General features: G+C 69.9%; 18 protein-coding genes. 2 read left to right on the top strand and 16 right to left on the bottom strand.

Translation table 11 applies throughout. The features are described 5' to 3' along the window. Nucleotides 1-235: 235 nt before the first annotated feature. Nucleotides 236-1,618, bottom strand: coding sequence for a replication-associated recombination protein A (locus tag DMP23_RS03770; protein ID WP_337820170.1), 1,383 nt, complete (start codon nt 1,616-1,618; stop codon nt 236-238). Nucleotides 1,619-1,696: 78 nt separating this feature from the next. Here DMP23_RS03770 and DMP23_RS03775 point away from each other — a divergent pair, with 78 nt between their 5' ends. After that, on the top strand, nt 1,697-2,452 hold the full coding sequence (locus tag DMP23_RS03775; protein WP_337820171.1) for a metallophosphoesterase family protein: 756 nt from the start codon (nt 1,697-1,699) through the stop codon (nt 2,450-2,452). Here the strand turns inward: DMP23_RS03775 and DMP23_RS03780 are convergent. The 12 genes from DMP23_RS03780 to DMP23_RS03835 form a co-directional block, all read right to left on the bottom strand. Further along, nucleotides 2,418-3,269, bottom strand: a complete 852-nt coding sequence (locus DMP23_RS03780) for an SGNH/GDSL hydrolase family protein (RefSeq protein WP_337820172.1) — start codon at nt 3,267-3,269, stop codon at nt 2,418-2,420. The genes DMP23_RS03775 and DMP23_RS03780 overlap by 35 nt on opposite strands. A gap of 791 nt (nt 3,270-4,060) precedes the next feature. After that, nucleotides 4,061-5,248 (bottom strand): phosphotransferase, encoded by a 1,188-nt coding sequence (locus tag DMP23_RS03785; RefSeq protein ID WP_337820173.1) that lies wholly within the window; start codon nt 5,246-5,248, stop codon nt 4,061-4,063. A gap of 69 nt (nt 5,249-5,317) precedes the next feature. After that, nucleotides 5,318-6,259, bottom strand: a complete 942-nt coding sequence (locus DMP23_RS03790) for a DUF389 domain-containing protein (protein WP_037818991.1) — start codon at nt 6,257-6,259, stop codon at nt 5,318-5,320. Between the two features lie 52 nt (nt 6,260-6,311). Beyond that, entirely contained in the window at nt 6,312-8,108 is a 1,797-nt protein-coding gene (aspS, locus tag DMP23_RS03795; protein WP_336158332.1) for an aspartate--tRNA ligase, read from the bottom strand. A gap of 714 nt (nt 8,109-8,822) precedes the next feature. Continuing rightward, nucleotides 8,823-10,766, bottom strand: coding sequence for an intein-containing Rv2578c family radical SAM protein (locus tag DMP23_RS03800; protein WP_337820174.1), 1,944 nt, complete (start codon nt 10,764-10,766; stop codon nt 8,823-8,825). A 58-nt stretch (nt 10,767-10,824) separates the two neighbouring features. After that, complete coding sequence (sthA, locus tag DMP23_RS03805) at nt 10,825-12,255, bottom strand: Si-specific NAD(P)(+) transhydrogenase (protein WP_043838282.1); 1,431 nt, start codon at nt 12,253-12,255, stop codon at nt 10,825-10,827. 22 nt (nt 12,256-12,277) lie between these two features. Beyond that, nucleotides 12,278-13,591 (bottom strand): glutamine synthetase, encoded by a 1,314-nt coding sequence (locus DMP23_RS03810; RefSeq protein WP_337820175.1) that lies wholly within the window; start codon nt 13,589-13,591, stop codon nt 12,278-12,280. Then, complete coding sequence (locus tag DMP23_RS03815) at nt 13,588-15,381, bottom strand: IucA/IucC family protein (RefSeq protein WP_337820176.1); 1,794 nt, start codon at nt 15,379-15,381, stop codon at nt 13,588-13,590. Before DMP23_RS03815 ends, DMP23_RS03810 begins: the two co-directional genes overlap by 4 nt. Continuing rightward, entirely contained in the window at nt 15,378-16,670 is a 1,293-nt protein-coding gene (locus DMP23_RS03820; RefSeq protein ID WP_337820177.1) for a lysine N(6)-hydroxylase/L-ornithine N(5)-oxygenase family protein, read from the bottom strand. The genes DMP23_RS03815 and DMP23_RS03820 overlap by 4 nt, the downstream gene beginning before the upstream one ends. Continuing rightward, the gene (locus DMP23_RS03825) at nt 16,667-18,151 is read right to left on the bottom strand and encodes a pyridoxal phosphate-dependent decarboxylase family protein (protein ID WP_337820178.1); all 1,485 of its coding nucleotides are present in this window, start codon (nt 18,149-18,151) and stop codon (nt 16,667-16,669) included. The genes DMP23_RS03820 and DMP23_RS03825 overlap by 4 nt, the downstream gene beginning before the upstream one ends. Before the next feature lie 216 nt (nt 18,152-18,367). Further along, a complete protein-coding gene (locus tag DMP23_RS03830) occupies nt 18,368-20,470 on the bottom strand; it encodes a S9 family peptidase (RefSeq protein ID WP_337820179.1) in 2,103 nt (700 codons plus the stop codon). A gap of 21 nt (nt 20,471-20,491) precedes the next feature. Beyond that, complete coding sequence (locus DMP23_RS03835; protein WP_337820180.1) at nt 20,492-21,346, bottom strand: PPK2 family polyphosphate kinase; 855 nt, start codon at nt 21,344-21,346, stop codon at nt 20,492-20,494. A gap of 173 nt (nt 21,347-21,519) precedes the next feature. Between DMP23_RS03835 and rocD the strand changes: the two genes are divergently transcribed. Beyond that, nucleotides 21,520-22,758: an ornithine--oxo-acid transaminase gene (gene rocD / locus DMP23_RS03840; RefSeq protein WP_337820181.1), complete on the top strand. Its 1,239-nt coding sequence runs from the start codon at nt 21,520-21,522 to the stop codon at nt 22,756-22,758. A 34-nt stretch (nt 22,759-22,792) separates the two neighbouring features. Here the strand turns inward: rocD and DMP23_RS03845 are convergent, their stop codons facing one another. The 3 genes from DMP23_RS03845 to DMP23_RS03855 all read right to left on the bottom strand — a co-directional run bounded on the left by DMP23_RS03845 (nt 22,793) and on the right by DMP23_RS03855 (nt 25,853). After that, on the bottom strand, nt 22,793-24,271 hold the full coding sequence (locus DMP23_RS03845; RefSeq protein WP_337820182.1) for a hypothetical protein: 1,479 nt from the start codon (nt 24,269-24,271) through the stop codon (nt 22,793-22,795). Nucleotides 24,272-24,333: 62 nt separating this feature from the next. After that, entirely contained in the window at nt 24,334-24,684 is a 351-nt protein-coding gene (locus tag DMP23_RS03850) for a hypothetical protein (RefSeq protein ID WP_337820183.1), read from the bottom strand. Between the two features lie 35 nt (nt 24,685-24,719). Continuing rightward, complete coding sequence (locus tag DMP23_RS03855) at nt 24,720-25,853, bottom strand: serine hydrolase domain-containing protein (RefSeq protein ID WP_337820184.1); 1,134 nt, start codon at nt 25,851-25,853, stop codon at nt 24,720-24,722. Nucleotides 25,854-25,877 lie beyond the last annotated feature (24 nt).

Here is a 25,877-nt window from a genome sequence, read left to right on the forward strand (position 1 = left end):
CTCAACCAGGGGCCACCGAGCGAACCCAGCCCCCACCCGCCCCAACTCGGCGACAATCGCCCCAGTGTCCTCAGTCCGCAGCAGCACATGCCCAGGCTGGTCATCAGGCCAGACAGTCAACAACGTCATCGCCGCCCCCTCTCCTTGAAGAGGAGCAACCGACGAAACCCCCTAATGTTCCCCCGCCACCGGAAGAAAGTGGCGACCTTCACTCACCGACCGCTGACCGGCACACTCACCCCTGCCGCTCGCCGCGGATCGTCCGCCGCAACCGAGGCACCCGCTCAGCCAGCGGCCGCTCCCCGCCACGCTGCGTAGGCTCGTAGTAATCCCGCCCCACCAGCTCGTCCGGCGGATACTGCTGAGCCAGCACCCCCTCCGGCACGTTGTGCGGATACCGGTACCCCTGAGCGTTGCCGAGTTGCTTCGCCCCCGCGTAGTGCCCGTCCCGCAGATGCGGCGGCACCGTCCCGATAGCCCCCGACCGAACGTCGCTCAACGCCGTATCAATAGCCGTGACCACCGCGTTCGACTTAGGCGCCGTAGCCAGATGGATCGTCGCCTGCGCCAACGCGAGCCGCCCCTCCGGCATCCCGATGAACTGCACCGCGTGCGCCGCCGCGACCGCCGCCTGCAACGCCGTCGGATCCGCCAGCCCGACGTCCTCGCTCGCGTGCACCACCAACCGCCGCGCGAGGAACCGGGGATCCTCCCCCGCCTCGATCATCCGCGCCAGGTAGTGCAACGCCGCGTCGACATCCGACCCGCGGATCGACTTGATGAACGCACTGATCACGTCGTAGTGCTGATCACCGTCGCGGTCGTACCGCACCGCCGACTTGTCCACAGTGGACTCGACAACGGCAAGGTCGATCGTCTTGTTCTCGGTAGCGGACGCGGCATCCGCGGCCGCCTCCAACGCCGTGAGCGCACGACGCGCGTCACCGCCAGCCAGCCGCACGAGGTGTGCCCGCGCATCATCCGTCAGTGTGAGCTCGCCGCCAAGCCCGCGCTCGTCGGTCAGCGCGCGCTCCAGCACCGCGACGATGTCGTCGTCGGTGAGCGGCCGCAACTGCAGCACCAACGACCGCGACAACAGCGGCGACACCACCGAGAACGACGGGTTCTCCGTGGTCGCCGCCACTAGCAGCACCGTGCGGTCCTCGACCGCGCCGAGCAGCGCGTCCTGCTGGGTCTTGGAGAACCGGTGCACCTCGTCGATGAACAGGACGGTGTTCTCGGTGTTGTACTGCCTGCGCCGCCGCGCCTCCTCGATGACGCCGCGCACCTCCTTGACGCCCGCCGACAGTGCGGACATCGCGACGAACCGGCGTCCGGTGGCGATCGACACCAGGTTCGCCAGCGTGGTCTTGCCGGTGCCGGGCGGGCCGTAGAGCAGCACGGACGCCGGAGCGGCCCCCTCGACCAGCCGGCGCAGCGGGGCCCCTTCGCGCAGCAGGTGCTGCTGCCCGACCACCTCGTCGAGCGTGCGCGGCCGCATCCGGACCGCGAGCGGCGACGTCGCCGGGTCGGCCTGCGGTTCGGCCTGGTTCGCTCCGGAGGGTTCCGGCGGCGGCCCCACGTCGGGGTTCACCGTGAAGAGTTCGTCCTGTGCCACGCCGACGACGGTATCCGACCACCCCGACAATCCCGCTCGCCCGGCCCCGCAGCGCCGCCGGAGGGGCAGACTGGGGCGATGGTCTCCTCGGTCGCGGTGCTGTCCGATATCCACGGCGTGCTGCCCGCGCTCGACGCGGTCCTCGCCGAACCCGACGTCCACGCCGCCGACCTGGTGGTCCTGTGCGGCGACCTCGCGGCCGGACCGCTGCCCAGGCAGACGCTCGACCGGCTTGTTTCGCTCGGCGACCGCGCGGTGTGGGTCCGCGGCAACGCCGATCGCGAACTCGTCACGCTCGCGGGCGGCGGCCCCACCAAGATCCCGGACCCGATCGGCCCGTGGGCGGCGACGCAGCTGCGGCCGGATCAGGTGGCGCTGCTCGACGGGTTGCCGTTGACGGTGACGCTCGAAATCGACGGACTCGGCGAAGTGCTGTTCTGCCACGCCACTCCGCGCGACGACGAAGAGGTCGCGCTCGTGGACAGCCCGTTGTCGCGCTGGGCGGAGGTCTTGGACGGCGTCACGGCGGAGACGGTGGTCTGCGGGCACACCCACATGCCGTTCCTGCGATTGGCCGACCGCTGTCGGATCGTGAACCCCGGCAGCGTCGGAATGCCTTATGGCACAACGGGTGCACACTGGGCGCGGCTCGGTCCTGGCGTCGAGTTGCGACGTACTGCTTACGATGCGGAAGCCGTGTGCCGGGAGTTGGCGGAGACGTCGGAGTATCCCGGAATCGAGGACTGGAACGACTATTTCGTACGGAATCCGGCGTCGGACGCGGAGGCGTTGCGGGTATTCAGCCCACGCGCTCGCGGAACGAGCGCCACATGATGACCGCGGCGTAGGGCAGAAACTCCCGTCCGCGCCGCCAGAGCCACGGCACGCCTTTGGCTACGAGCCAGCCGAAATGGGCGGCTGCGCTTGGTTCGACTCCGCCGGAGCAGGTGAGGCTCACTGGTTGCGGCACCTCGAAACCGGCTGCTGCGGCTAGGTTTGCGAAACCTTCGGCGAGCATGCGGTGGCCGAGTTCGGAGGGGTGCAGGCGGTCGACGCTCCAGACGGTGAGGTCGTAGGCGCCGGGGAGAGTGTCCAGGTTCAGGCAGGCGATGCCTTCTGTTTCCACTACTCGGTCGATTGCCTCGTTCAGTTCCGTTACGCGGGCGCTGAGGGCTCGCTTCAGGGACGGCGGGAGGCGGAAGACCTTGCTGTGATCATGGAAACGCACTGGGAGGACGGTGGTTCCGATCGCGGCCAGTTCGCGGACGATCGCGGTGAGGTCCGCGGCGATGGTGTCCGCGTTGAAGTCCGGGCGGAGGGTGTCGTTCATGCCTACTACGACCAGGGCGATGTCTGGGCGGTGGGCGATGGTTTGCGGGAGTTGGTCGGTGCGCACGCAGGACATGCGGGCGCCGGTGAACGACGGGTTCAGGTAGCCGTCTTCGGTGATGCCCAGGGCTTCCGCGACCAAGGGGCCTACGCCTCGCCAGCCGCCTCTGTTGGGGAGGGGGTCGCCTAGGCCTACGGCGGTGGAGTCGCCTAGGACTGCTAGGCGGGTTGCTCGTCGGGGCTGGGTCTTGGGGCTGGGGGCTGGGGTTGGTTTTGCGGGTGGGGTGACTCCGACGCTGATCACGGTCACGACCAAGACCATCCGGTATTGAGGCTCACCGCTGGTGATGGGGAGGTAACGCGGTATGGACGGAGGTGGGAACTTCCGGTACTCGGGGGCTGGTTTGGGTGCGTATGGGCGGACTTCTCGTCGCCTGGCGGCGACATCGCTTGGTGGTTGCGTGGGGCACCCCGAAGCTTGATTGTGCTGACGGTTCGGGGGTGCTTGTCAAGGCGGGAAAGATGCCTTGACAAGCACCCCCGAACCGCAGGAGAGCTTCGTATCGGGGTGCGGGGGAGGGCTGGGTGCCTCGATGCTTGAGTGCATCGGCTGCGGTCGAGGGTTGGTGCGCTGATCGTTGGGTGCACCGGCTGCGGGAGCGGCTGGGTGGCTTGATCGTTCCGTACGTCGGCTGCGGGAGCGGCTCGTGCATCGCTGCGGGGAGCGGCTGGCGCATCGATCGTTTAGTGCATCGGCTGCGGGGAGCAGTGGTGCCTCGGTGGTGGGCGCATCGGCTGCGGTTGGGTGGTGGAAGTGCGCGGTTTGGGGAGCTGGTGGCGGGGGTCGCGGGGGCGCGGGTAGCGCCCCAATGTGGCATTGGGTGCATGGGACGCACCCAATGTGGCGTTCGGTGCGTCAGACGCACCCAATGCCGCATTGGGGCGCATCGCGGCGGGTGCGGGCTGGCGGGCGGCCGTGAAGGACTCCTTGAGGGAATCCAAGTCCGTGAAGGGGCCCCTCACGCACGGGTGGCGGGTCGTGAGGGGAACCCTGAAGGAATCAGAGTCAATGAGGGTGGCCCTCACAGAAAGCGGCGAGGAGTGCGCGCGGGGTCAGCGGAAGGCTGGGTAGAAGGCTAGGTCGGCGTGCGGGCCCAGACGGGCGGCCAGGGCGGCGGCGACTCTGGTGGAGTGTTCGGCGACTTCGGTCAGGCGCGAGTAGCCCGCGTGCCTTGCCAGTTCGCGCCACCAGGTGACCAGGGCTGCCTCGCGGCTTACTGGGGTTGTGTGCCTGCTCAGGTTCAGGTGCGGGAGCAGTTCGCGGGTGATTTGCCAGACTTGCAGCATTTCGCTGATGGTGAGTTGCTTCGCCAACTCGACGTCGTCGGCGAAGGACGGCCACACGTCGACGATTTCGGCTCGCCAGGCGGCGATCATCGCTTCGCTCATGCCTGCGGGGAGCGCCATCGCGCGCGGGTCCGACACGAACGGCAGCCGCAGGCAGGAGGCGTCGACCAGGGCGGTTCGGACCCGGCCGCGTTCGAAGTCCAGGAAGCGGACTCCGGAGCCGGTGACCAGGTTGTTTTCCGGGGCCAGTTCGACCGGGCTGAACGCGCGGAAGGCGGCCGACCTGGCTTGGGCGACGGCTTCGGCGATGCGTTCGCGCACGGACTCGGGGACGGGCACGTCCAGCAGCTCGGACAGGAGTTCTTCGACGTCGTCGGCCAGGCCTGCCAAGCCGTCGTTGTCGGTGCGCACAGGGCCGCCCAGGCGGCGGAGCAGCGCGTTGAAATCGGCTTCGCGGCTGGCGGTGCTCGCGTGCAGGCGGCCCAGCGAGCGGGCCCACGAGAGCAGTGCTCGCTCGGCTGCGCGGGAGTCCCGGGCGGCCAATTTGTCTCGCAGGGTGGGTGCGCGGCCCAGGTCCTCGATCACCAGCACGCGGTCGCCGCCGTCGTGGGCCAGGAGTTCCGGGCACATCCGTTCGTCCGGTGCCAGTGCGGTGAACAGCTGGTAGCTCACGGCTTCCTGGGCGAACGGGTCGACCCGGCCGGGTTCCGGCGGGTCCGGGTAGTGCTTGACCACCAGGGTGCGCGGCAGAGCGAAGGAGGAAGACACGACCCGTGCCCGGACGACGGTCGCCGGGCCGCTTCCGGAGAGGTGTTCGGGCGAGACCAGCGTGATCGCGCTCCCGAACCGGCGCGTGAGCACCGCCTCGCCCGCCGCGACGGCCGCGGCGACTGCGAGTTCCCCGGCTTCCGCCCGGACTCCAGCGTCGCCGGCGGAGGAGGTGTCGACTGTCATTGTCACCGACCCTACTCGTGACTGAGCAACCATGACCACAACGTTCCGGGCGCCGGGACGCGCCCGGAATCACCCACGGGAAAGCGGACGCAGCAACGCGTCGGAACGTTGCTTGCGTCGGCGAACTATCAGCACAATGGCCGCAGCAAGAACGATTCCGAAGAGGTTGACCAGCAGCTGCAGCACCGAAAAACCGGTCCGGTCCCAGCGCCCGGCGACCGCCGCGACCATGGCGTAACCGGCCGCGGGCACCGTCGTCACCGAAATGAACACGCCGACGAGCGCGGCCGATTTCGCCGACGTCATCGCGAGCATTCCGGCCGCCCCGGCGAGCAATGCCACCACGAACGACGCGGGTCCGACCTGATACACGAAATCGACCTGATGGTTATTGACTATCGCGTGCGGATCGAAAAGACCGGCCGAGCTGCCGAGCAGCACTCCGAGCAGCGTGATCGCCATCGACACCGGGAAACCGACGGCCAGCGCGACCCCGGCCCGGCGCACCAGGTCCCAGCGGCGCAGCACCATGCCGACCGCGATCGCGGCGAGCGGGCCGAACTCCGGCCCGACCACCATCGCGCCGACGATCGTCACCGACGAGTCGGTCAGCACGCCGACCGCGGCGAGCAGGCACGCGATGGCGAGGAACGCCTGGAACGTCGCGTTCCACCGCGATTCCTCGCCGGTGCGGCCGAGCAGCTCCTGCCACACGACCGCGTCCGCGCCTTCGCCGGGAGCGGCTTCCTCGGCCGCGTCGGCGGCATCGGACAGCGCTGTGTCCAGCGATTCCATGGTGATGCCGCCGCTGCGGTCGAGACCGAGCGCGCACAAGGCGTCGACGATGTCGTCGGCCGCCTCCCGCGCGACGTCCGCCTCGATGAGGTCGCCCTCAGGCGAGACGGACGCTCCGCGGTGCACGATCAGGTGCGCCGCGCCCGGGTGGGTGCGCAGCAGCTCCAGCGTCTCGTCAGTGCGCTCCGGCGGGCAGATCGCCCTGAGGTGCAGCACTAGCTCGCCCCGCCCCGCCAGCCGCCCTCGACGGACCCGCTGTGCGCGGCCACTACTTCTCCTGTGCGGCAGCCGGTTTGCTCTGCGGGACCGCCGGTTTCGCGTCGATCCCGGCTTCCTTGCGCTGCTGCGCGGTGATCGGCGCGGGCGCGGCGGTGAGCGGGTCGTAGCCGCCGCCGGTCTTCGGGAACGCGATCACGTCGCGCAGCGAGTCGGCCTTGGCCAGCAGCATCACGATGCGGTCCCAGCCGAACGCGATGCCGCCGTGCGGGGGCGCTCCGAACTGGAACGCCTCGAGCAGGAAGCCGAACTTCTCCTGCGCTTCCTCCTCGCCGAGGCCCATCAGCGCGAACACGCGCTTCTGGACGTCCTCGCGGTGGATACGGATCGAGCCGCCGCCGATCTCGTTGCCGTTGCAGACGAGGTCGTAGGCGTAGGCGAGCGCGTTGCCCGGGTCTTGTTCGAACTTGTCGATCCACTCCGGGGTCGGCGAGGTGAACGCGTGGTGCACGGCGGTCCACTTGCCGGAGCCGACCGCGACGTCGTCGCCGATGTCCTCGACCGGCGCGAACAGCGGCGCGTCCACGACCCACACGAACGACCAGGCGTCCTCGTCGATCAGGCCGAGCCGGCGGCCGATCTCGTCGCGCGCGGCGCCGAGCAGCGGCTGAGCGGCGGAAACCTTGCCCGCGGCGAAGAAAATGCAGTCGCCGGGCTTCGCGCCCGCGGCTTCCGCGACGTTCGCCCGCTCGGTCTCGGACAGGTTCTTGGCGACCGGGCCGCCGAGCGTGCCGTCCTCGTTGACCAGGACGTACGCGAGGCCCTTCGCGCCGCGCTGCTTCGCCCACTCCTGCCAGGCGTCGAGCTGACGACGCGGCTGCGAGGCGCCGCCGGCCATGACGACCGCGCCGACGTACGGGGCCTGGAACACGCGGAACGGCGTGTCCGAGAAGAAGTCGGTGAGCTCGGTGATCTCGAGGTCGAAGCGCAGGTCCGGCTTGTCGGAACCGTACTTCGCCATCGACTCGCGGTAGGTGATCCGCGGGATCGGGGTGGCGATCTCGTGGCCGATCAGCTTCCAGAGCGACTTCACGATCGCTTCGCCGACCGCGATGACGTCGTCCTGCTCGACGAAGCTCATCTCGATGTCGAGCTGGGTGAACTCGGGCTGGCGGTCCGCGCGGAAGTCCTCGTCGCGGTAGCAACGGGCGATCTGGAAGTAGCGTTCCATGCCGCCGACCATGAGCAGCTGCTTGAACAGCTGCGGCGACTGCGGGAGCGCGTACCAGGAGCCGGGCTTGAGCCGCGCGGGCACGAGGAAGTCGCGGGCGCCTTCCGGGGTGGAGCGGGTCATCGTCGGCGTCTCGATCTCGACGAAGTCCTGCGCGTGCAGCACCTCGCGCGCCGTGCGGCTGACCTCGCTGCGCAGCCGGATCGCGGCCGCCGGACCGCTGCGGCGCAGGTCGAGGTAGCGGTACTTGAGCCGGACCTCCTCGCCGACGTCGACGCGGTCGTCGATCGGGAACGGCAGCGGAGCGGCCTCGGACAGCACTTCCAGCTCGGTGGCGAGCACCTCGATCTCGCCGGTGGCGATGTCCGGGTTCGCGTTGCCCTCGGGCCGCTTCGACACCTCGCCGACGACCTTCACGCAGAACTCCGACCGCAGCGCGTGCGCGCGCTCGGCCATCTCGCCCTCGCGGAACACGACCTGCGCGACGCCGCTGGCGTCCCGGAGATCGATGAAGATGACTCCGCCGTGATCGCGCCGCCGCGCCACCCAGCCGGTGAGGGTGACGGTCTGACCGGCCTGCCCGGCACGCAGAGTGCCGGCTTGATGAGTGCGGAGCACTGCGACTGCTCTCCCTAGGTCCACGAGATTCGGGTACGGCGGGTGCACGGGGTTGAGCCGAACACGCATTTCGCCGGATACAGAGGCTAACGAACTCGGTGTCCGGGGGTGCGGGCAGGTTTGGGTCGGAGCGGTGGGGACGGGGTTCGGGTCGGTGCACGGCTGGCACGGCCGGGGCGAGGTTCCCCTGGGCGATGCGGATGGCTTGGGGCGGCGGGGGCAGCGCGGGTCGGGGTCGGGCAGTGTCCGCTTGACGGAGACGGCTCCGGCTCGTCGGGGCAGCACTGCTGGCGCGAGCCGGGCGGGCAACGCGGGCGCGAGACTCTCCGAGGCCAGCAAGCCTTCGGCTTGGACCGTGCCGCTCGGCCAGGCGGCAGCGCGGCTGGCGCGAGCCGAGCAGGCAGGACCGGGCGAGACTCCCTGAGGCCGGTAAGCCTTCGGCTGGGACGGCTCCGGTTCGCCGGGGGGCGGGTCTCGAGCGCTGCCAGGTCAAACCCCGCTGACCAGGCAATGCAAGAGGCGGGAAACCCCGGAGTCAGCGCCCGCGATGGCGTGGACAGCTCGGACTCGCAGGAACTGGTGCGCCGACGCAGGGGTGACGCGGACTGGTCGGGACCGTAGCGCTGGAGTTCAGGCGGGTGCGGATGAGCGGACTCGCCGCAGTCTGCACCCCGGCGAGGCTGGACCAGGTCGTTCCCGAGAGCGCCGGGCAGGTCACAGAAGGCGCAACTGCTCCGCCTCCCCCACCCGTTGTTCAGGCACCTCCGCGTCCGGCGGGTCCGGTTCCGTCCGGGTTTCCGAATGCGCCCTGGGGGCCCGCGGGTCCAGACCGTGCCGCCGAAGCAATGGCGCTACCACTGTGCCCAGGCGTTCCCGATACCCGCGGTCGACGTAGCTTCCTCGGGCGTACAGGCGGCGGTATCGCGGTGCCAGCTCGGGATATTCGCGCTTCAGCCACGCGGCGAACCACTCCCGCGCGCCCGGCCGGAGGTGCAGGGGCAGGACTGTCACCCTGGTCGCCCCGGCTTCGGCCAGTTGGGCGAAAAGCGGGTCGAGGGCCTCGGGCGAATCTGTGAGGTACGGCAGCACCGGCGCGACCATCACCGAGCACGGCAGACCCGCCGCGGCGGCTTTGCGGATCAGGTCCAGGCGGGCTCGCGGGGTCGGGGTGCCGGGTTCCAGGCGGCGTTGCAGGTCGCCGTCCAGCAGGGCCAGTGACACGGCCAAATGGACCGGGACGTCCTTGCCCACCGACTCCAGCAGGGGCAGGTCGCGGCTCAGCATGGTGCCTTTGGTGAGGATCGACAGCGGGGTGCCGGCGTCGGCGAGGGCGCGGATGATTCCCGGCATCAGCCGGTAGCGGCCTTCGACGCGCTGGTACGGGTCGGTGTTCGTGCCCATCGCGACCGGTTCTCGTTGCCAGCTCGGCCGTTTCAGTTGCGCGGCCAGCACTTCCGGCGCGTTGACCTTGACCACGACCTGGGTGTCGAAGTCCCGGCCGGCGTCGAAATCCAGGTACGTGTGGGTGTTCCGGGCGAAGCAGTTGTGCGACACCATCCCGTCGGCGATGAAATCGCCGGTGCCCGTCGTGATGTCGAACAGCGGCAGCTCCAGCCCCGTCGGCGCGACGGTCGCGACGGTGCGCCGGACTCCCCCGATCACGGTGCCGTCCAGGGAGCGTTTCCATTCGACGGCCGGGTCGACCAGGTGCAGGAACCGCAGCACCTCGCCGGTGCCGCCGGTGAGGCGTGCTTGCCTGCGACCGGGGTGCTGGCGGTGGCCGACGGTGTCGTAGCTGAACGAGAACCGGTCCAGTGCGGCGAACAGCATGTCCACCACTTCGTTCTCGTCGTGCGCGATGGAGAGCGTGCCGCGCCGGTAGCCGCCCGCCAGGTCGAAGAGCCCGGCCAGGAAACCGCGCGCCCAGTGCGCGTCCGGTTCGCGCGGGATCCGCATGAAGCCCACTGAGGAACCGAAATCCGGCAGGTATGCCAGGGCTCGCGCGGCGGCGTCCGATTCCGCGGCGAAGCCGCCTGAGCGCAGCATTCCGCACAGGTACCCGGCGCGGTAGCCGAGCGTGTCGTCCGGCGTGCGCGTGAACCGGCCGCCGCCGACCAGTTCGGTGCCGGGTTCCAGGTGCGGCCGCTGCGCGGTGCCGAGTTTGCTGCCGGTGACGTATTTCCAGCCGCGCGAGCTGAGGAACCGGTGGTCCGGTCCGGCGACGATCCGGGTGCCGTCGTCGAGCGTGACGCGGTACGCGGGGCGCACCGTGGTCCAGTGCGCGAGCACCTCGGTGGGCACCAGCCTGCGCGCGACGCCGTGTCCGCGCGTGCCCATGATCCGGTCGCCCACGCGCAGCTCGGCGATCGGCTTCGCGCGCCCGTCGGCCATCAGCACTGGCGTGTCGCCTTCGAGGCAGTACGTGCACGCGTGCGAACACCCGCGATACGGATTGACCGACCACCGGAACGGCACCGCGGACGATTCGGGCACCCGGTTCAGCACGGACCGGGCGCGCACCTCGTGAAAGGTGACGCCGCCGAACTCCGGAGCGCGCACCGAGCGCACCACATCCCCGAAGGCACCGAGACCGGGGAGTGCCGGCTCCTCCTTCCCCGCTCGCAACTGTTCCCAACGCACCCCTACAGTCGAACACATGTTCTAAAGCACTGTCAAACATATGTTCGAACACCCCTCGAACGAGCGAGGTGCGGGCTCAGCCGCCGAACCGCTCCAGCGCGCGGATCTTGTTCGTCGCGTCGAGAGCCGCGACCTTGTACGCCTCGGACAGCGTCGGATAGTTGAAGACCGCGTCCACCAGGTAATCCACCGTCCCGCCGCAGCCCATCACCGCCTGGCCGATGTGGACGAGATCCGTCGCGCCGGTGCCGAAGACGTGCACTCCCAACAACTTCCGGTCCGCCGTCGACACCAGGAGCTTCAACATCCCGTAGCTGTCCCCGGAAATCTGGCCGCGCGCCAGCTCCCGATACCGCGCGATGCCGACCTCGTACGGCACCGAAGACGACGTCAGCTGGGCCTCGGTCGCGCCGACGTACGAGATCTCCGGGATCGTGTAGATCCCGATCGGCTGCAACGCGCCGATGTCGTTCGCCGGTTCGCCGAACGCGTGGTACGCGGCGAGCCGGCCCTGGTCCATCGACGTCGCCGCCAGCGCCGGGAATCCGATCACGTCGCCGACCGCGTACACGTGCTCGACCGACGTCCGATAGTGCTCGTCGACCTCCAAGCGCCCGCGCCGGTCCGCGGTCAGACCGGCGTTCTCCAGCGCCAGCGCACCGGTCATGCCCTGCCGCCCGGCCGAGTACATCACCGCGTCCGCCGGGATCCGCTTGCCGCTGACCAGGGTCGTCACGGTGGCGTCGTCGGAGACCGCGACGTTCGCGACCTTCTCCCCGAACCGGAACGTGACGCCGAGGTCGCGCAACTGGAACTTCAGCGATTCCACGATCTCCGGATCGCAGAAGTCGAGCATCTGGTCGCGCTGCTCGACCACGGTCACCCGCGAACCGAGCGCGGCGAACATCGACGCGTACTCGATCCCGATCACCCCCGCGCCCACCACGACCAGCGAGGACGGGATCGCCTCCATCGCCAGGATCTCGTCGGAGTCGAGCACGCGCGCGGCGTCGAAGTCGACGTGGTCCGGGCGCGCGGGACGGGTGCCCGTCGCGATCACGACGTAGTGGCCGGTGATAGTGCGCCGGTCGCCGCGGTGTTTGCCGTCGACCAGGACGGTGTGCGGGTCGGCGAACGAGCCGACGCCGCCGATCAGGTCGACGTGGTTGCGCAGCAGCTGCGCGCGCACCACCTGCACCTCGCGCCCGATGACGTGCTGCGTGCGCGCCATCAGGTCCGCGATGGTGATGTCCTGTTTCACCCGGTAGCTCGCGCCGTACAGCTCGCGCTGGTTCATCCCGGTCAGGTACAGCACGGCTTCGCGCAGCGTCTTGGACGGGATGGTGCCCGTGTTGACGCACACGCCGCCGACCATGTCGTGCCGGTCGACGACGGCGACTTTCTTCCCCAGTTTCGCCGCCGCGATGGCGGCTTTCTGCCCTCCCGGGCCCGAGCCGATGACGATGAGGTCGTACTCGTATTCGCTCACGGACCCGAGCCTGCGCATCCGCGCCGGTCGGCGCAAGTCCTCACGAGCGCAAGGCGCCCCGGCGGCGGTGCAGATCGGTGACCGAGCCGAGCGCGGCGTCGAGCTCCTCGCGCAGCAACGCGGCCTGTTGCGCGGCGACGTCCTCCCCCAGCAACTCCGCGAACCGCCCCCTCTCCAGCAGCGCCAGTGCCTCCCACGGCGACGACGCCAGCTGTCCGCACAGCGCACCCGCGTCAGGTGGCGACAGCTGTTCGGCCAGGCCAGCGGTACCGGCAGCGAGCAATGCGGCGACGACGAGGTGCGGCTGGGCGTCCGCGCCTGCGAAGCGGAATTCCAACCGCGGTGCGGAGGACGTCCCGCACAACCGGACCGAAGCCGTCCGGTCGTCCGGTCCCCACCGCAGTTCACGCGGCGAGAACGGAGCGGTGCGCAGCCGGACGTAGCTGTTCCACGTCGGTGCCCACACCGCGGACAACGATCGTGCGTCCCGCAGCACTCCGGCCAGAAAAGCCCCCAGCGCGAACGGAAACCCGACCGGTCCGTCCGAAGTAGACAGTGACAGATGGACGTGGCACGAATTCCCCTGACCGGGTTCCGGCGCGGCGAGGTAGTCGGCTTGCGCACCGTGCTGGGTGGCCACCCGCCGGGTCACCGTCTGCAGCAGCAACGCGTCGTCGCAGGCCGCGAGCGCGTCGCGATGCCGCAGGACAACCTCGTACTGCCCCGGATGACACTCCGCCCGCGCCGATTCCACGCCGAGACCGGCCGTCGCCGACCGCAGATCCGCCAGCAGCGCGGCGAGCCCTTCGGTGCCGCCGAGGGCGTAGTCCACGCCATGCCCGGTGAGCGGATCCCCCGCCAGGTTACGGAAAACGACCTCGTGTTCGATTCCGATCGACGGAACCAGCCCGTGCTCCTCCAGACGCGCCAGCTGCGTCCGCAACACCGTCCGCGGCGCGAGCCCGGCCGGTTCGCCGGACGGAAACTCCGCGTCCCCGACCACTGCCCACGTCTGGTCGCCGAGCGGAAACGCTGTCGCTGCGTCGAGCTGCACGCGCAAATCGCCGAACCCGCCGAGATACGGCTTCAGCGCAGCGGTCTCCGGCAGCGGCTCGCGCTCCGGCGTCCAGGCGAAGACGTAGCTGCACACGCCGTATCCGCTGTCCACCACTTCAGCGGCGAACGGCGCAGCCAGCTCGACGGCCGCGAACCGCGCGTGCGGATCGGGCACCAGAAGCACCAGCCGAGCACCGTCCTCGGCGAGCACTCGACGCAGCACCTCAGCCGCCGCCGTACCCGCCCCGGCGCGCACGGCCAGCGACCTCGGCCCGACCGGACGGTCGAACGGGTTCACCAGGCACCGTCCGGGTCGGGCGCGTGCAGCGGGTTCGGCACGCGCCCCCAGCGGACGTCGAACTCGTCGTCGCGTTCCACCTTGTCGAAGCCCTGTCCGGCGAGATGCTCACGGTTGAGCGTGACCCGCTCGACGTCGGCCGCGAACAACCGGCAGGCGTCGAATCGCTCGGCCACCTCGGGGTTTTCGTCGCGGTAGCGGCCGACCACCTCGCGCACCAGCGCCCAGAAGTCGCCGCGCGCCAACCCGAGATCGTCCAGCAGCAGTTCCGCCCAGAACCGCAGCTGCCCGGAGAAAACCGAGCTGAACAGCGACTGCGCGAGCAGATGGGCGGGCCAGCGCAGCATGTCGGCGGCAGCGTCCGGCGGAAGATCCGCGTAGCAGGGCAGTTCCTCGTCCAGCAGGTCGACGCCCTGGGCGAAATCCTTGATCGCGATGCGCAGCGGGCGGCCGTCCGCGTCCACCACGAGCACGAGATTCTGGCCGTGCGGGCAGAATCCGACGCCGTACTGGAGCAGCCAGTGCAGCAACGGCGTGAGCAGCAGATCGAACAGCCTTGAGAGCCAGGCTTGCGCACCGTCGCCGGACTGCGTGATCAGCCTGGTCAGCACGGTCTCGCCAGCGGCGTCGCGATACGGCAGCGCGGCGAACGAGATCGCCTGCTCCCCCTCGGCGAGCCGGGCGACAAGCGGTTCGCGCCACAGCGCACCGAGCGTTTCGTGGAACCGGTACGGCAGTTCCTCCAGCGAACCAAACAGCGGATGCTGGACCGAAACGCTCGCCACCTCGCCAAGCAGCTCGAAACGGTATTTCTCGGACAGCAACGGATCCGCCGCGTCGATCCCGCGCAGCCATTCGGTGACCGACGGCCCGGCAAGCGTCGCCGCGGAGTTCAGACCGCGGTAGACGAGCGTGTTGCGCACGGAGACGGCGGTTTTCACGTCGCGGCGGTCTGGCCGGGAGCGGTTGGCGAGGGTCCGGACTGTCTGATGTGGACGGTAGACGTCGCGGCTCTCCCCCAGCTCGGCCATCCGGCCGGTCGCCAGCTCGGCCGCGTAGAGCGTGCCGATGATTTCGTCGGCCTGCCAAGGATGCACCGGCACCCAGACGCAGTCGGCGGGAGCGCCGAGCTGGGCCGTGCGGGCGGTGAACTCGGCGCGGGTCTGGTCGTCCAGTTCCTCGCGCAGCAGGGTTTCCGCGTCGAGCCCGGCCACGCCGCGGAACTGCGCGAGATCCCGGTGCACGGCGTACCAGCGCAACCGGATGTCGGCGCCGGATTCGGGCGCGTAACGGGCACGGTCGGGGGCGGAAAACCCGACGCGGCCCTTGTTGAGCACCAGCCGGGGGTGGCCGGTGAGGTGCCCGTCGGCGAGGTTGTAGTCCATCGTGGACAGTTCGGCGGCGCTCGGTGCGCGGCGCAACCGGGTTGTCTCGTTGGCGACCGTCGAGGTCAGCTCGGCGAGGACGTCCGCCAATCGCAAGCCAGTGAGACCGAGCCGTTCACGCGCGTCGACGATCAACGTGCGCGGGTCGTCCGCCGGAGCCTCCACACCGTTGGCGGTCCGGATTGCGCTGCCGGGCAACACTGTCCACGACTCGAACGCGCCTCGGCGGGCTTCGAAACGGTACGAAACGCCGTCGGGCAGGTCGAGCTGCCAGCTGCGATGTCCGGCCCGCGTCGGTTCGCCGGGCTCCGGCACCAACATCGCTTCGTACGACAGCTCGCCGAGCATTTTGTGCGTGACGAGCGAGCCAGCGGCCCGCCAAGCAGCGTCGTCGGTCAGGGTCACAGGTCCTCCGTCTGGTCGAGGCCGAACGTGGTGAACGCCGTCCGCTCGGGCAGGTCGTACACCGGTTTTCCGCATACCGCGTTGAGAATCGCCGCCGCCCGCCACGCGCCGAGGCCGAGATCCGGCGCGCCGGGACCGTGCGTGTGCCGTTCCGCGTTCTGCACGAACAAAGGCCCCGGCACGTCGAGTTCGACCCGATAGTCAGCACCGATCAAGAGCCGCCCCTGCGCGTCGCGGCGAACCGCGGTGCCGAGGCCTTGCAGCAACGGCTCGGTCGGCGTTTCCGCGTAGCCGGTGGCAGCCACCACCGCGGACGTCCGGTGCGTCGCGGTCGTTCCTTGCTGGACGTGGCGCAGTCCCAGTTCGTTCCCGTCGCCGACGGTCGCGGACACCACCTCGACGCCCGGCGTCAGCACCGCGCCCGGCCAGCCGCCGCCGATGCTCCGGCGGTAGAGCTCGTCGTGGATCTCCGCCATCGTCTCGGCGTCGATCCCTTGGTACAGCTGCCATTGCGTGGGCAGAAGCTGGTCCCGGACCGCTTCGGGAAGGCCGTGGAAGTACGCCGTGTAGTCGGGAGTGAACTGCTCCAGACCGAGCTTCGAGTACTCCATCGGCGCGAACGCCGGTGTCCGCGCGAGCCACCGCAGACCGTCCACAGTGGATCGCGCACGCAGCAGGTCGAGAAACACCTCAGCGCCCGACTGCCCGGAGCCGACCACCGTCACCGAATCCGCAGCGATCAGCTCCGGCCGATGCGTGAGGTAGTCCGAGGAATGCAGCGCAAGCACGTCGGGCGCGGAAACCAAGGGCTGCAACGGTTCCGGCACGCTCGGCTGCGTGCCGACGCCGAGCACGACCGCCGCCGCCAGCACCGGTTCCGCACCCTCGATGGTCAGCTCGAACGCCTCTTCGCGGTCGATCCAGCGCAAGCCGGTGACCTCGTGCCCGAACCGGCACGACGGCAGCCGGGACGCTGCCCAGCGGCCGTAGTCGTCGTACTCGGCGCGCGGCAGATGGAACCGCTCGGCGAAGTAGAACGGCAGCAATCGGCCGCGTTCGCGCAGGTAGTTGAGGAACGAATGGCGGTTGGTCGGGTCGACGAGCGTCACCAGGTCGGCGAGGAACGGCACCTGCAGCGTCGCGCCGTCCAGCAGCAGCCCGGGGTGCCAGCGGAACTCGGGACGCGCGTCGAACAGCACGACTTCCAGTTGGTCGAACGAATCCGCCAACGCGGCCAAAGACAGGTTGAACGGCCCGATCCCGACCCCGGCGACGTCGTAACGCCTCACGACGCAACCGGGCTTTCCCGCGTGACGCTCGTGCGCAGGTCAGCCGCGACCGTGGCCACCGCGTCGAGCAGCGCGCGGTAGTCGGCGGGTTGGGTGTGCGGATGCAGGAGGGTGAGCTTGAGCCACAGCTGCACCTCGCCGTCCGGTCCAGTCGGCAACGAGCCGCGACCGATCACCGCGGTGCCGTCCTCGAGAAGCGTGCGGCGCACCTGCGCGACCAGCTCTTCTCCGGCCGCTCCGTCCGCCGCCACCGGACGGAAGACCACTGTGGACAGTCCGGGTTCGCCCCACGATCGCAGCGCCGGATGGTCCTCGACCATCGCGTGCACGCCGGAAGCGTTGGCACAGCAGCGTTCCACGAGCGCCCCAATCCCGGCCGTGCCGAGCGCGCGCAGCGTGACCGCCATCCGGAACGCGTCCGGCCGCCGGGACGTGCGCAGCGAACGGCCGAGCAGATCAGGAAGTCCGGCTTCGGTGTCGTCGTCGGCGTTGAGGTACTCGGCGCGGACGGTGAGCGCCTGCAGATCGGCCTCCCCGCGCGCGGCGAAGACGCCAGCGGCCACCGGTTGCCAGCCGAATTTGTGCAGGTCAAGTGCGACTGAATCGGCCAGTTCCAGACCGGCGACGCGCGAGCGAAGCGTTTCGCTGCAGAGCGCGAGACCGCCGTACGCCGCGTCGACGTGCAGCCGCGCTCCGGTCCGGCGGCAGATTTCGGCGATCTCCGGCAACGGGTCGATCCGGCCGGTGTTGGTGGTGCCGGCGGTCGCGACGACCACGGCCTGCGCGCCGAGCGGTGCCAACGCCTCGGCCAGCGCGGACGGGACCATCCGGTCGTCGACGCACGGCACCACGACCGGCGCGGGAAGTCCGAGCAGCCATGCCGCACGGGCGACGCTGTGGTGCGAATTAGCCCCGCAGACCGGGCGCGTGACGGCGGATTCCCGGGCGAGCAGGAGGCCGAGAAGGTTGGATTCGGTGCCGCCGGAGGTGATGACGGCGTCTGGGCGAGCGGCGTCCGGGTAGCAGAGCCGGGCGATCCCGGTGGCGAACTCGCGCTCGATCTCGCTCGCGACCGGGGCCTGGTCCCAGGAGTCCATGGACGGGTTCAGCGCGGAGGCGACGACGTCCGCGGCGACGGAAACGGCCAGCGGCGGGCAGTGCAGGTGCGCGGCGCACGCCGGGTCGCCCGGGTCGGCGGATCCGGCGGCGAGCAGGGCGGAAAACTCTTCCAGGGCTTGTTCGGCACCCACCCCGTGCCGAGGGAGCCCGTCGGCGGACTGGGTGCGGGCGAGGGTCGCCGCCACCGCGGCAGGGCCGCCTGCCGGAACCGGACCGCCGCGTTCGGCCGTGCCCGCCGCCATTCCGCGCAGTGCCGCCGGAAGCAGCTGGGCCAGCCGGTCCGCACCGCCGGGGCCGCCCGCGAGCCACTCCGCCGAAGCCACGCCGGACGAGGCCGTCGGCGCTGAGGGCGCATCCGCCATGGAACCGCCTTTCTTAGGGTAACCTTGCCTTACCCTGCGCAACAATACGGATACCCACCGGCACGCTCCGAGCGGGGCCCGCGCGGCAGCAAAACGGCCGGTGCCCCCTTGGGGAGCACCGGCCGTTTCAAGGCAGGAGTCAGCGCGACAGAGTCGGCCCGCGCACCTGCACCGCGAGTACGGGCGTGGTCAGCCCGTTGTCCACAGAGGACTGCTTCAGCCCTCCGTCCCGAGAGCGGCCAGTTCCCGGTGGATCCACTCGACCTGGGTGCGCATGAGGTTTTCCGCGACCTCCTCGGCCTGCGGCGTCATGTGCGTCGCGCCCGCGAGCGGCAGGAAGCCGTGCGCGCGGCCCTTCGCCAGCAACGCCGAGGAAAGCCGCAGCGCGTGCGCCGGGAAGACGTTGTCGTCGGCGAGGCCGTGCACGATCAGCAGCGCCCGTTCGAGCGAACCGGCACTCGCGATGAGCGAGTTGTGCTCGTAGCTTTCCGGTTCGTCGTCCGGCTTGCCGAGGTAGCGCTCGGTGTAGTGGGTGTCGTAGAGCGACCAGTCGGTGACCGGCGCGCCCGCGACCGCCGCGTGGAACACGTCCGGCCGCCGTAGCACGGCGAGCGCGGACAGGTAGCCGCCATAGGACCAACCGCGGATCGCGACCCGCTCGAGGTCCAGTTCGGGGTACGCCGCGGCGGCCGCGTGCAGCGCGTCGACCTGGTCGGCCAGCGTGACGTCGGCGAGCTTGCCCGCGATCTCCTTCTCCCACGCCGGTCCGCGCCCGGGCGACCCGCGACCGTCCACGACCAGCACGGCGAAACCCTGGTCGGCAAGCCACTGCGGGGTGAGGAAAGCGTTGCGGCTCTGGAGAACCCGCTGCGCGTGCGGGCCGCCGTACGGGTCGAGAAGGACCGGCAGCTTGCCCTCGTCGGGCTCGTAACCGCGCGGCAGCACCAAAGCCGCGCGCAGCTGACGTTCGCCGAGAGTGAGCCAGGTCAGGTTCGGGACGATCTCCGGGTCCACAGTGGACGATTCGATCGACCCCGCCTCGGCGCCGTCCCGCAGCACGGTCACCTTCGGGCCGCTGTGGTCGAGACTCCACGAGGAAAGCACCGTGAGAGCCGCGCTTCCCGAACCGACGTGCACACCGTCCGTTGTGGACAGTCGCCGCACCTTGCCGTCTTCGGTGCGATACAGGTGGATCTGCGTCGGGTCGTTTTCCGAGGCGGTGAACAGGATTTCCTCGCCGACGTGCAGCACCATCCGCAGCTGCATGCCGGGCGGCGTGATCGGTTCGCCGTCCACCAGGAGCCGGTGATCGCCGTCCGCCGCGCTTTCCACCACCAGCTTGCCGTCCGCGGTCCACGCGGGCACGCCCTGGAAGATCTCGACCCAGTGCTCGTCGGTCTCGGTGTGCACCTCGGCGACCGAACCGTCGGACGGATCCAGTGCGAGCACCGTCAGCCGCTTCTGGTCCCGCGGCTGCACGGCCAGCAGCGGCTGCCCGCCCGCCGACCAGTGCACCGTGACCAGGTACTCCCAGTCGCCTGGCGCCACGTCGACGCGGCTGCCGTCCAGGCTCAGCACGGCCAGCGACACCTCGGCGTTCGGCGAGCCCGCCGCCGGGTACGCCACGACGTTCGCCGGCTGCTGCGGGTTCGCCGGGTCGCCGATCGTCCAGCGCGGCACCGGGCCGCGGTCCGCGCGCTCCACGATGACGCTGCGCCCGTCCGGCGCCCACCAGTAGCCGCGCGTGCGGTCCATCTCCTCGCCCGCGATGAACTCCGCGAGCCCCCAGGTGACGTCCTCGTCGTCCTCGCCGACGAGAACGCGGTCTTCGCCGGTCGCCAGTTCGATCACGTGCAGCCGCCGCTCGCGCACGTACGCGACGTGCGTGCCGGTCGGGTTCGGCCGCGGGTCGATCACGGACCCGTCGACCAGGATGCGCGTCTCGCCGGTCGCGAGGTCGAGCGTGTACAGCTTGCCCGACAGCGTGAACGTGACGACGGTGAACGCGTCGTCGACGCCGAAGGCCACCACGCCGCCGCCGGTCTCCCGGGCCCGTTCGCGGCGCGCCCGCTCCTCCGGCGGCAGGTCCTCGTCGCCGGACACCAGCTCGGCCGCGTCGATCAGCTTCGTCTCCTCGCCGGTCGCGAGGTCGAACGACCACAGGCTGTGCCGCGGGTCGGTACCGGTGGCGCTGCGCAGGAACAGCACCCGCGAACCGTCCGGGGCGACCCGGAACTGCTTGGGCGCGCCGAGAGTGAACCGCTGGGTGCGGGCCTGCTGGCGGAGGAACGGAACGTCGTCGAGTGCAGAATCGGTCACGACCAGCACTCTTTCAGATGATCAGCCGGACACGCCAACACCCTGCAGCGCGGCTCGCTGCTCTTCGACGTCATAGGCCGGCTCCGGGAACTGCGGGTCCATGTCGGTCAGCGTCTCGACCAGCAGCTCCGCAACTGCCCAATTCCGGTACCACTTGCGGTCGGCTGGCACGACGTACCACGGAGCGTGCGGGGTCGACGTGCGCTTCAACACGTCGGCGTACGCCTTCTGATACGCGGGCCACTGCCGTCGCGCCTCGATGTCCGACGGGTCGAACTTCCACCGCTTCTCGGGCCGGTCCAGCCGCGCGGTGAGCCGGCGAAGCTGCTCCTCCGGCGAGATGTGCAGGAACACCTTCACCACGGCGGTGCCGCTGTCGGTCAGCTCCTTCTCGAACGCGTTGATCTCCGTGTAGCGCTTCCGTCGCTCGGCCGCGGGAAGCTGGCCGAGCACGCGCGGCACGAGCACGTCCTCGTAATGCGAGCGGTCGAACACGCCGAGGTGGCCCGGCGACGGGAGCTTCTTGCGGATGCGCCACAGGAAGTCGTGCTTGAGCTCGGCGGCCGTCGGCTTCTTGAACCCGGCGTACTGCACGCCCATCGGGTTCACCAGGCCGAGCACGTGCCCGACGGTGCCGCCCTTGCCGGAAGTGTCCATGCCCTGCAACACGAGCAGCACGCTGCGGGCGCCGCCGCCGATGCCCTCCGCGTACAGCGCCTCCTGCAACCCGGCGAGCTGTTGCCCGGCGGACTCGAGTTTTTTGCCGCCCTTCGCCTTCTTTTCCGGCCCCACCGGCGACGAAGCCGGGTCCGGCAGCTCGTCGCCCGCCCGGAGCGCGTCGCGGACCCGGTTTCCGTTCTGCTGCTTCTTCGCCATCCCGGGACGATAACCGCGGGCACTGACAATCCCGGGGACCTTCCGCCGGTGTCATCCGGTCGAGCGAGCGGCGCAGCGAATCGCCGGCAAGACCCCTCGATTGCGCAACGAACGACGGGGGAAAGCAACGTTTCCCGGCTGAACTCCCCGCGAACGGCCTCTAGCCTGAACGCATGACAGCGTCCGTCCAGCCTGCCGGCACCGCGCGTCCCTCCTCCTCCGACGGCTTCATCGCGCTCGACGAGCAATGGAGCACGCACAACTACCATCCGCTGCCGGTCGTGATCGCCGAAGCCGAGGGCGCTTCGGTGACCGACGTGGCCGGCAAGTCCTATCTGGACTTCCTGTCCGGCTACTCCGCGCTCAACTTCGGCCACCGCAACCCCGAGCTGATCGCCGCCGCGACCGAGCAGCTGGGCCGCGTCACGCTCACCTCCCGCGCCTTCCACCACGACCAGCTGGGCCTGTTCTGTCGCGAGCTCGCCGAGCTGACCGGCACCGAAATGGTGTTGCCGATGAACTCCGGGGCCGAGGCCGTGGAGTCCGCGGTGAAGGTCGCGCGGAAGTGGGCGTACCAGGTCAAGGGCGTTCCGGCGGGCACGGCGGAAATCGTGGTCGCGGCGTCGAACTTCCACGGCCGCACCACCACCATCGTCTCGTTCTCCGACGACGAAACCGCGCGCGCCGACTACGGCCCCTTCACGCCGGGCTTCGTCCAGGTGCCGTACGGCGACGCCGAAGCGTTGAAGGCAGCCATCACGCCGCGCACCGCAGCAGTGCTGATGGAGCCGATCCAGGGCGAGGCAGGCGTCGTCGTGCCGCCCGAAGGGTTCTTCGCCGCGGTGCGACGGCTGTGCGACGAGAACAACGTGCTGATGATCGCCGACGAGATCCAGTCCGGTCTCGCCCGCACCGGCACTGTGCTGGCGCTGGAGCACGAAGGCGTCCGCGCTGACCTGTACACGCTGGGCAAGGCCCTCGGCGGCGGCATCGTCCCGGTGTCGGCGGTGGTCGGCAGCCGTTCCGTGCTGGGCGTGCTGAAGCCTGGCGAACACGGCTCGACCTTCGGCGGCAACCCGCTGGCTTGCGCGGTCGGCCGCGCCGTGGTGCGGATGCTGCAGACCGGCGAGTACCAGAAGCGGTCCACCGAACTCGGCGCGCACCTGCACGAACGGCTGGCGAAGCTGGTCGGCGACGGCGTTTCGGAGGTGCGCGGACGCGGTCTGTGGGCAGGCGTCGACATCGCGCCGGGCGGTCCGACCGGACGGGAGGCGTCCGAGGCGTTGGCCGGGTTGGGCGTGCTGTGCAAGGAAACGCACGACCGCACGCTGCGCGTCGCGCCGCCGCTGGTGATCACCGAAGCCGAACTGGACCGCGGCATCGACGCGATCGCCCAGGTCGTGCGCGGCTGACTTGCTCGGTGACCGCCGTTTTTCCGGGCGGCGGTCACCGGGTGGGCATCACCGCGACCGTCGACCCGTCCGGCGAAGCGGTCACCTCGATTCCGCGGCGGTACTCGTCCTCGACGGACGTGGTCAGGCTCCACGTTCCGTCGTTTTCCCTGAGCGCCACCGAAATCTTGTCGCGAGGAAAGCCGGGCATGCGCTCGTCCACCTTCGCGAGAATCGCGGGCAGCGCTTTCGGCGACAGCTTCGACAACGCGAACAGCGGTGCGCCCGGATCCGGCTGGATCGGCGAGGGCCGGTGTTCGACGAGACGGCCGCGATACCAGTCGTAGTCGTCCGAAGTGCCCGGACCCGGGCCAGGCACCTGGAACTCGACGTGGTCCGTCCGGATGATCGCCTCGTAAGCTTCCTGACGGCCGCTCAGCTTGGTCAGCAACTCGGCGACCTGCCGGAAACCGTTCTCCGTGAACGCGTCCGAGGTGAGCGCCGGTACGCCCTTCGCGTCCGCGACCAACTGGCGGTCGCTGTCGTTGGCTGAGCGGACCGTCATGGTGATCCCGACGTCCTCGCGGCGGATGCTCACGCGAGCGTCCGCCGGGTCGCCGCCGAAACTCGCGACGAGGCCGGGTATCGCGGCGAAATCGACCTCGTTCGCGGCGAATTGCTTGTCCGGCTTGCCAGTGCTGATCGAGTCGCGTTTGACCGTGCCGCCGCGATAGCTGAGGTACGCCCCAGGAACGGTGGCGCGCAGCTGGTCCGATTCCACTGTCAGGTCATCGAAACGCTCGCTCTCGGCGGACAGCTTCGCCACGCCAGTGCGCAAATCTTCCGCAGTGAACAAGTTCGGCGGGGAGAGAAGCTGGCCGAGGACGTCGTCACGGATCGGCACCAGCAGCGCCGCCGCGATGACCACCGCGCTCACCACCGTCATCGCTAGGCGTCCGACGACATTCCCTTGCCGCGCTTCGGGTTCCGACGTGCGCTCGTCGCCGATGACCCCGACCTGCCACGGCCACTCAGTCCATTCCCGCGGCGGGTCGGCATCCACCACGACCACCCCGGCGTACCGCGGACTCTGCTTGACCACGACCACCGTGCCCGGCTGATACGCCGCGGACCGCACCGGATGGATCAACTCCCGAGCCGTCGCCCGGTACGCGGCCTCGTTCGGCGGCGCGACGACCAGCTTCAACTCGGTCACATAGGCGTCGTTGACCTGCGTTCCAGTCGTCTTCAGACGTTCAATCTTGGCGAGCGCACGATCGCCGTGCTTCTGGACGAACCGCCTGCTCTGCGGGGACGCGGTCCCGTTGAGCGAGCGGGCGATGCTGCCGAGGATCAGCACCATGATCGTGAGGCTGACGCCGACCGACCCGGCCGCGATGTACCAGCCGTAACCGAGGATGAACCCGCCGACGACGCCCGCGATCGCGAGCCCGAGCGGCACCGCGTACCCCAGCCGCAGGAACCGGATCAGCCGGATCACCAGCGACCGCCGCGGTTCGGGTGAATTGAGCACAATGGGTGTTTACTGCACTCCGCGTGAAGACACCAGAGGTAATGCTCACACAGAGTGTCCGTTCAGGCCGAGGTCACCTCGACGCCGCGCAGCGCGTTGTTGTCCTGCTGCTGCCCGTCGCCGCCCGGCACGGTCGGGATGTCGCCGGCGCTGAGACCGGACAGGTAAAGCCCGGCCTCGGCACCGGCTTCCGCGGACTGCCGTTTGCGGCGGGCAGTTTCGATCCTCGTCACCACGACCTGGCGAGCGCCGCCGGGCAGCTGCACCACCGCGTTCGCGCCGACCTGGACCGTGCCGTCGGTGACCGTGCCGGTGACCACGATGCCCCGCGTCGGGATCTGGTAGATCTCGGAGATCCGGAAGCGGAACGGGCCGGACGGGGTTTCGGCCGGACGGCGCGAGAACAGCGACATGGGACAAGCATCGCATCACGGCGGTTACCCGGCGCTCACCGGCTGGCCGCCGCGTGGACTGCCGCAGCCAGCCGGTCGTGTTCGGGATAGGACCAGGTCGCGGAGAACTGCCGCCGCGTGTACCCGAACGCGATGCCGCTGCGCGGATCCACAAAGGACTCGGACCCGGCGGATCCGTTGTGCCCGAACGCATTCGCGCTGAGGAACGGATACCGCAACCCCTTCGCCTGAAACCCGAGCGCGTACTGGCCCGCATCCCCGGTCACCAGGTCACGGCCAGTGGAATGAAGCATCGCGAACTCGCCGAGCGTGCCAGGTTTGAGCAGCGGCGGCCGTCCGTCCAAACCGGACACCGCAGCCGCGTACAGCCCAGCCAGCCCCCGCGCGCTGCCGACCCCACCAGCGGAAACCTGCCCGAGCGCCCGCACCCGCCGCGTGTTGACGAACGCCACCTGATCAAGCGGCGGCGTCAAATCGAGCCCGTAGCCGATGCCGCCCAAGCTGTACGGACTCGGAGCGTACGCCTGGAACGCCGCGAGTTCCTCCGCACTCGACTCCCCCGCCAGCACCTCGCGGTACCGGCGGTCCTCCTGCTCCGGCAGCCCGAGATACAGGTCCAAGCCGTACGGCTCCCTGATCCGCGTCTCGAAATGCTCCTGCACCGACCGCCCGGTGACCCGCCGGACCACCTCCGCGACGATCGAGAACCCGGCGAATCCGCTGTAGCCGTAAGCAGACCCCGGCCGCCAGAACGGCCGCTGCCCGGCCAGCCGTCGCGCGATCACCCGATCGTCCGCGAGCTCCTCGGCGGACAGCCCGCCGTCCGCCCCGATCACGCCGGAACGATGGGTCAGCACGTCGCGCACCGTGATCCCGCCCTTGCCCGCAGCGGCTAACTCCGGCCAGTGGCGCGCGATCGGCTCGTCCAGGTCCAGCACGCCGTCCTGCACCAGCAATGCCACCACCAGCGTGGTCGCCCCCTTGGTCGAGGAATAGACGCCGGTCAACGTCTCGCCCGTGACGTCGCCCGCCCAGAGATCAACCACCAGCCGCCCGTGCACACGGACCGCCAACTGCACGCCCGCACTCGCCTCAGCCGCGGTGACGAACTCCTCGCGGACCGCCTCGAAGCCGTCCGAGACAGTCCCGTGGATTTCGGTGTCCCCCATCAGCCCTCCAATCAGTGTCGAAAG

Source organism: Amycolatopsis sp. A1MSW2902 (assembly GCF_017312175.1).
In the GTDB taxonomy this organism is placed as follows: Bacteria; Actinomycetota; Actinomycetes; order Mycobacteriales; family Pseudonocardiaceae; genus Amycolatopsis; species Amycolatopsis nivea.

What these genes read in the sequence shown, in the direction of transcription:
- DMP23_RS03780 (WP_337820172.1), bottom strand. Translation starts at nt 3,269, where the DNA reads ATGGTCTTGGTCGTGACCGTGATCAGCGTCGGAGTCACCCCACCCGCA.
- sthA (WP_043838282.1), bottom strand. Translation starts at nt 12,255, where the DNA reads ATGCGCAGGCTCGGGTCCGTGAGCGAATACGAGTACGACCTCATCGTC.
- DMP23_RS03855 (WP_337820184.1), bottom strand. Translation starts at nt 25,853, where the DNA reads ATGGGGGACACCGAAATCCACGGGACTGTCTCGGACGGCTTCGAGGCG.
- DMP23_RS03800 (WP_337820174.1), bottom strand. Translation starts at nt 10,766, where the DNA reads ATGTGTTCGACTGTAGGGGTGCGTTGGGAACAGTTGCGAGCGGGGAAG.
- DMP23_RS03850 (WP_337820183.1), bottom strand. Translation starts at nt 24,684, where the DNA reads ATGTCGCTGTTCTCGCGCCGTCCGGCCGAAACCCCGTCCGGCCCGTTC.
- DMP23_RS03825 (WP_337820178.1), bottom strand. Translation starts at nt 18,151, where the DNA reads ATGGCGGATGCGCCCTCAGCGCCGACGGCCTCGTCCGGCGTGGCTTCG.
- rocD (WP_337820181.1), top strand. Translation starts at nt 21,520, where the DNA reads ATGACAGCGTCCGTCCAGCCTGCCGGCACCGCGCGTCCCTCCTCCTCC.
- DMP23_RS03835 (WP_337820180.1), bottom strand. Translation starts at nt 21,346, where the DNA reads ATGGCGAAGAAGCAGCAGAACGGAAACCGGGTCCGCGACGCGCTCCGG.
- DMP23_RS03775 (WP_337820171.1), top strand. Translation starts at nt 1,697, where the DNA reads ATGGTCTCCTCGGTCGCGGTGCTGTCCGATATCCACGGCGTGCTGCCC.
- DMP23_RS03785 (WP_337820173.1), bottom strand. Translation starts at nt 5,248, where the DNA reads ATGACAGTCGACACCTCCTCCGCCGGCGACGCTGGAGTCCGGGCGGAA.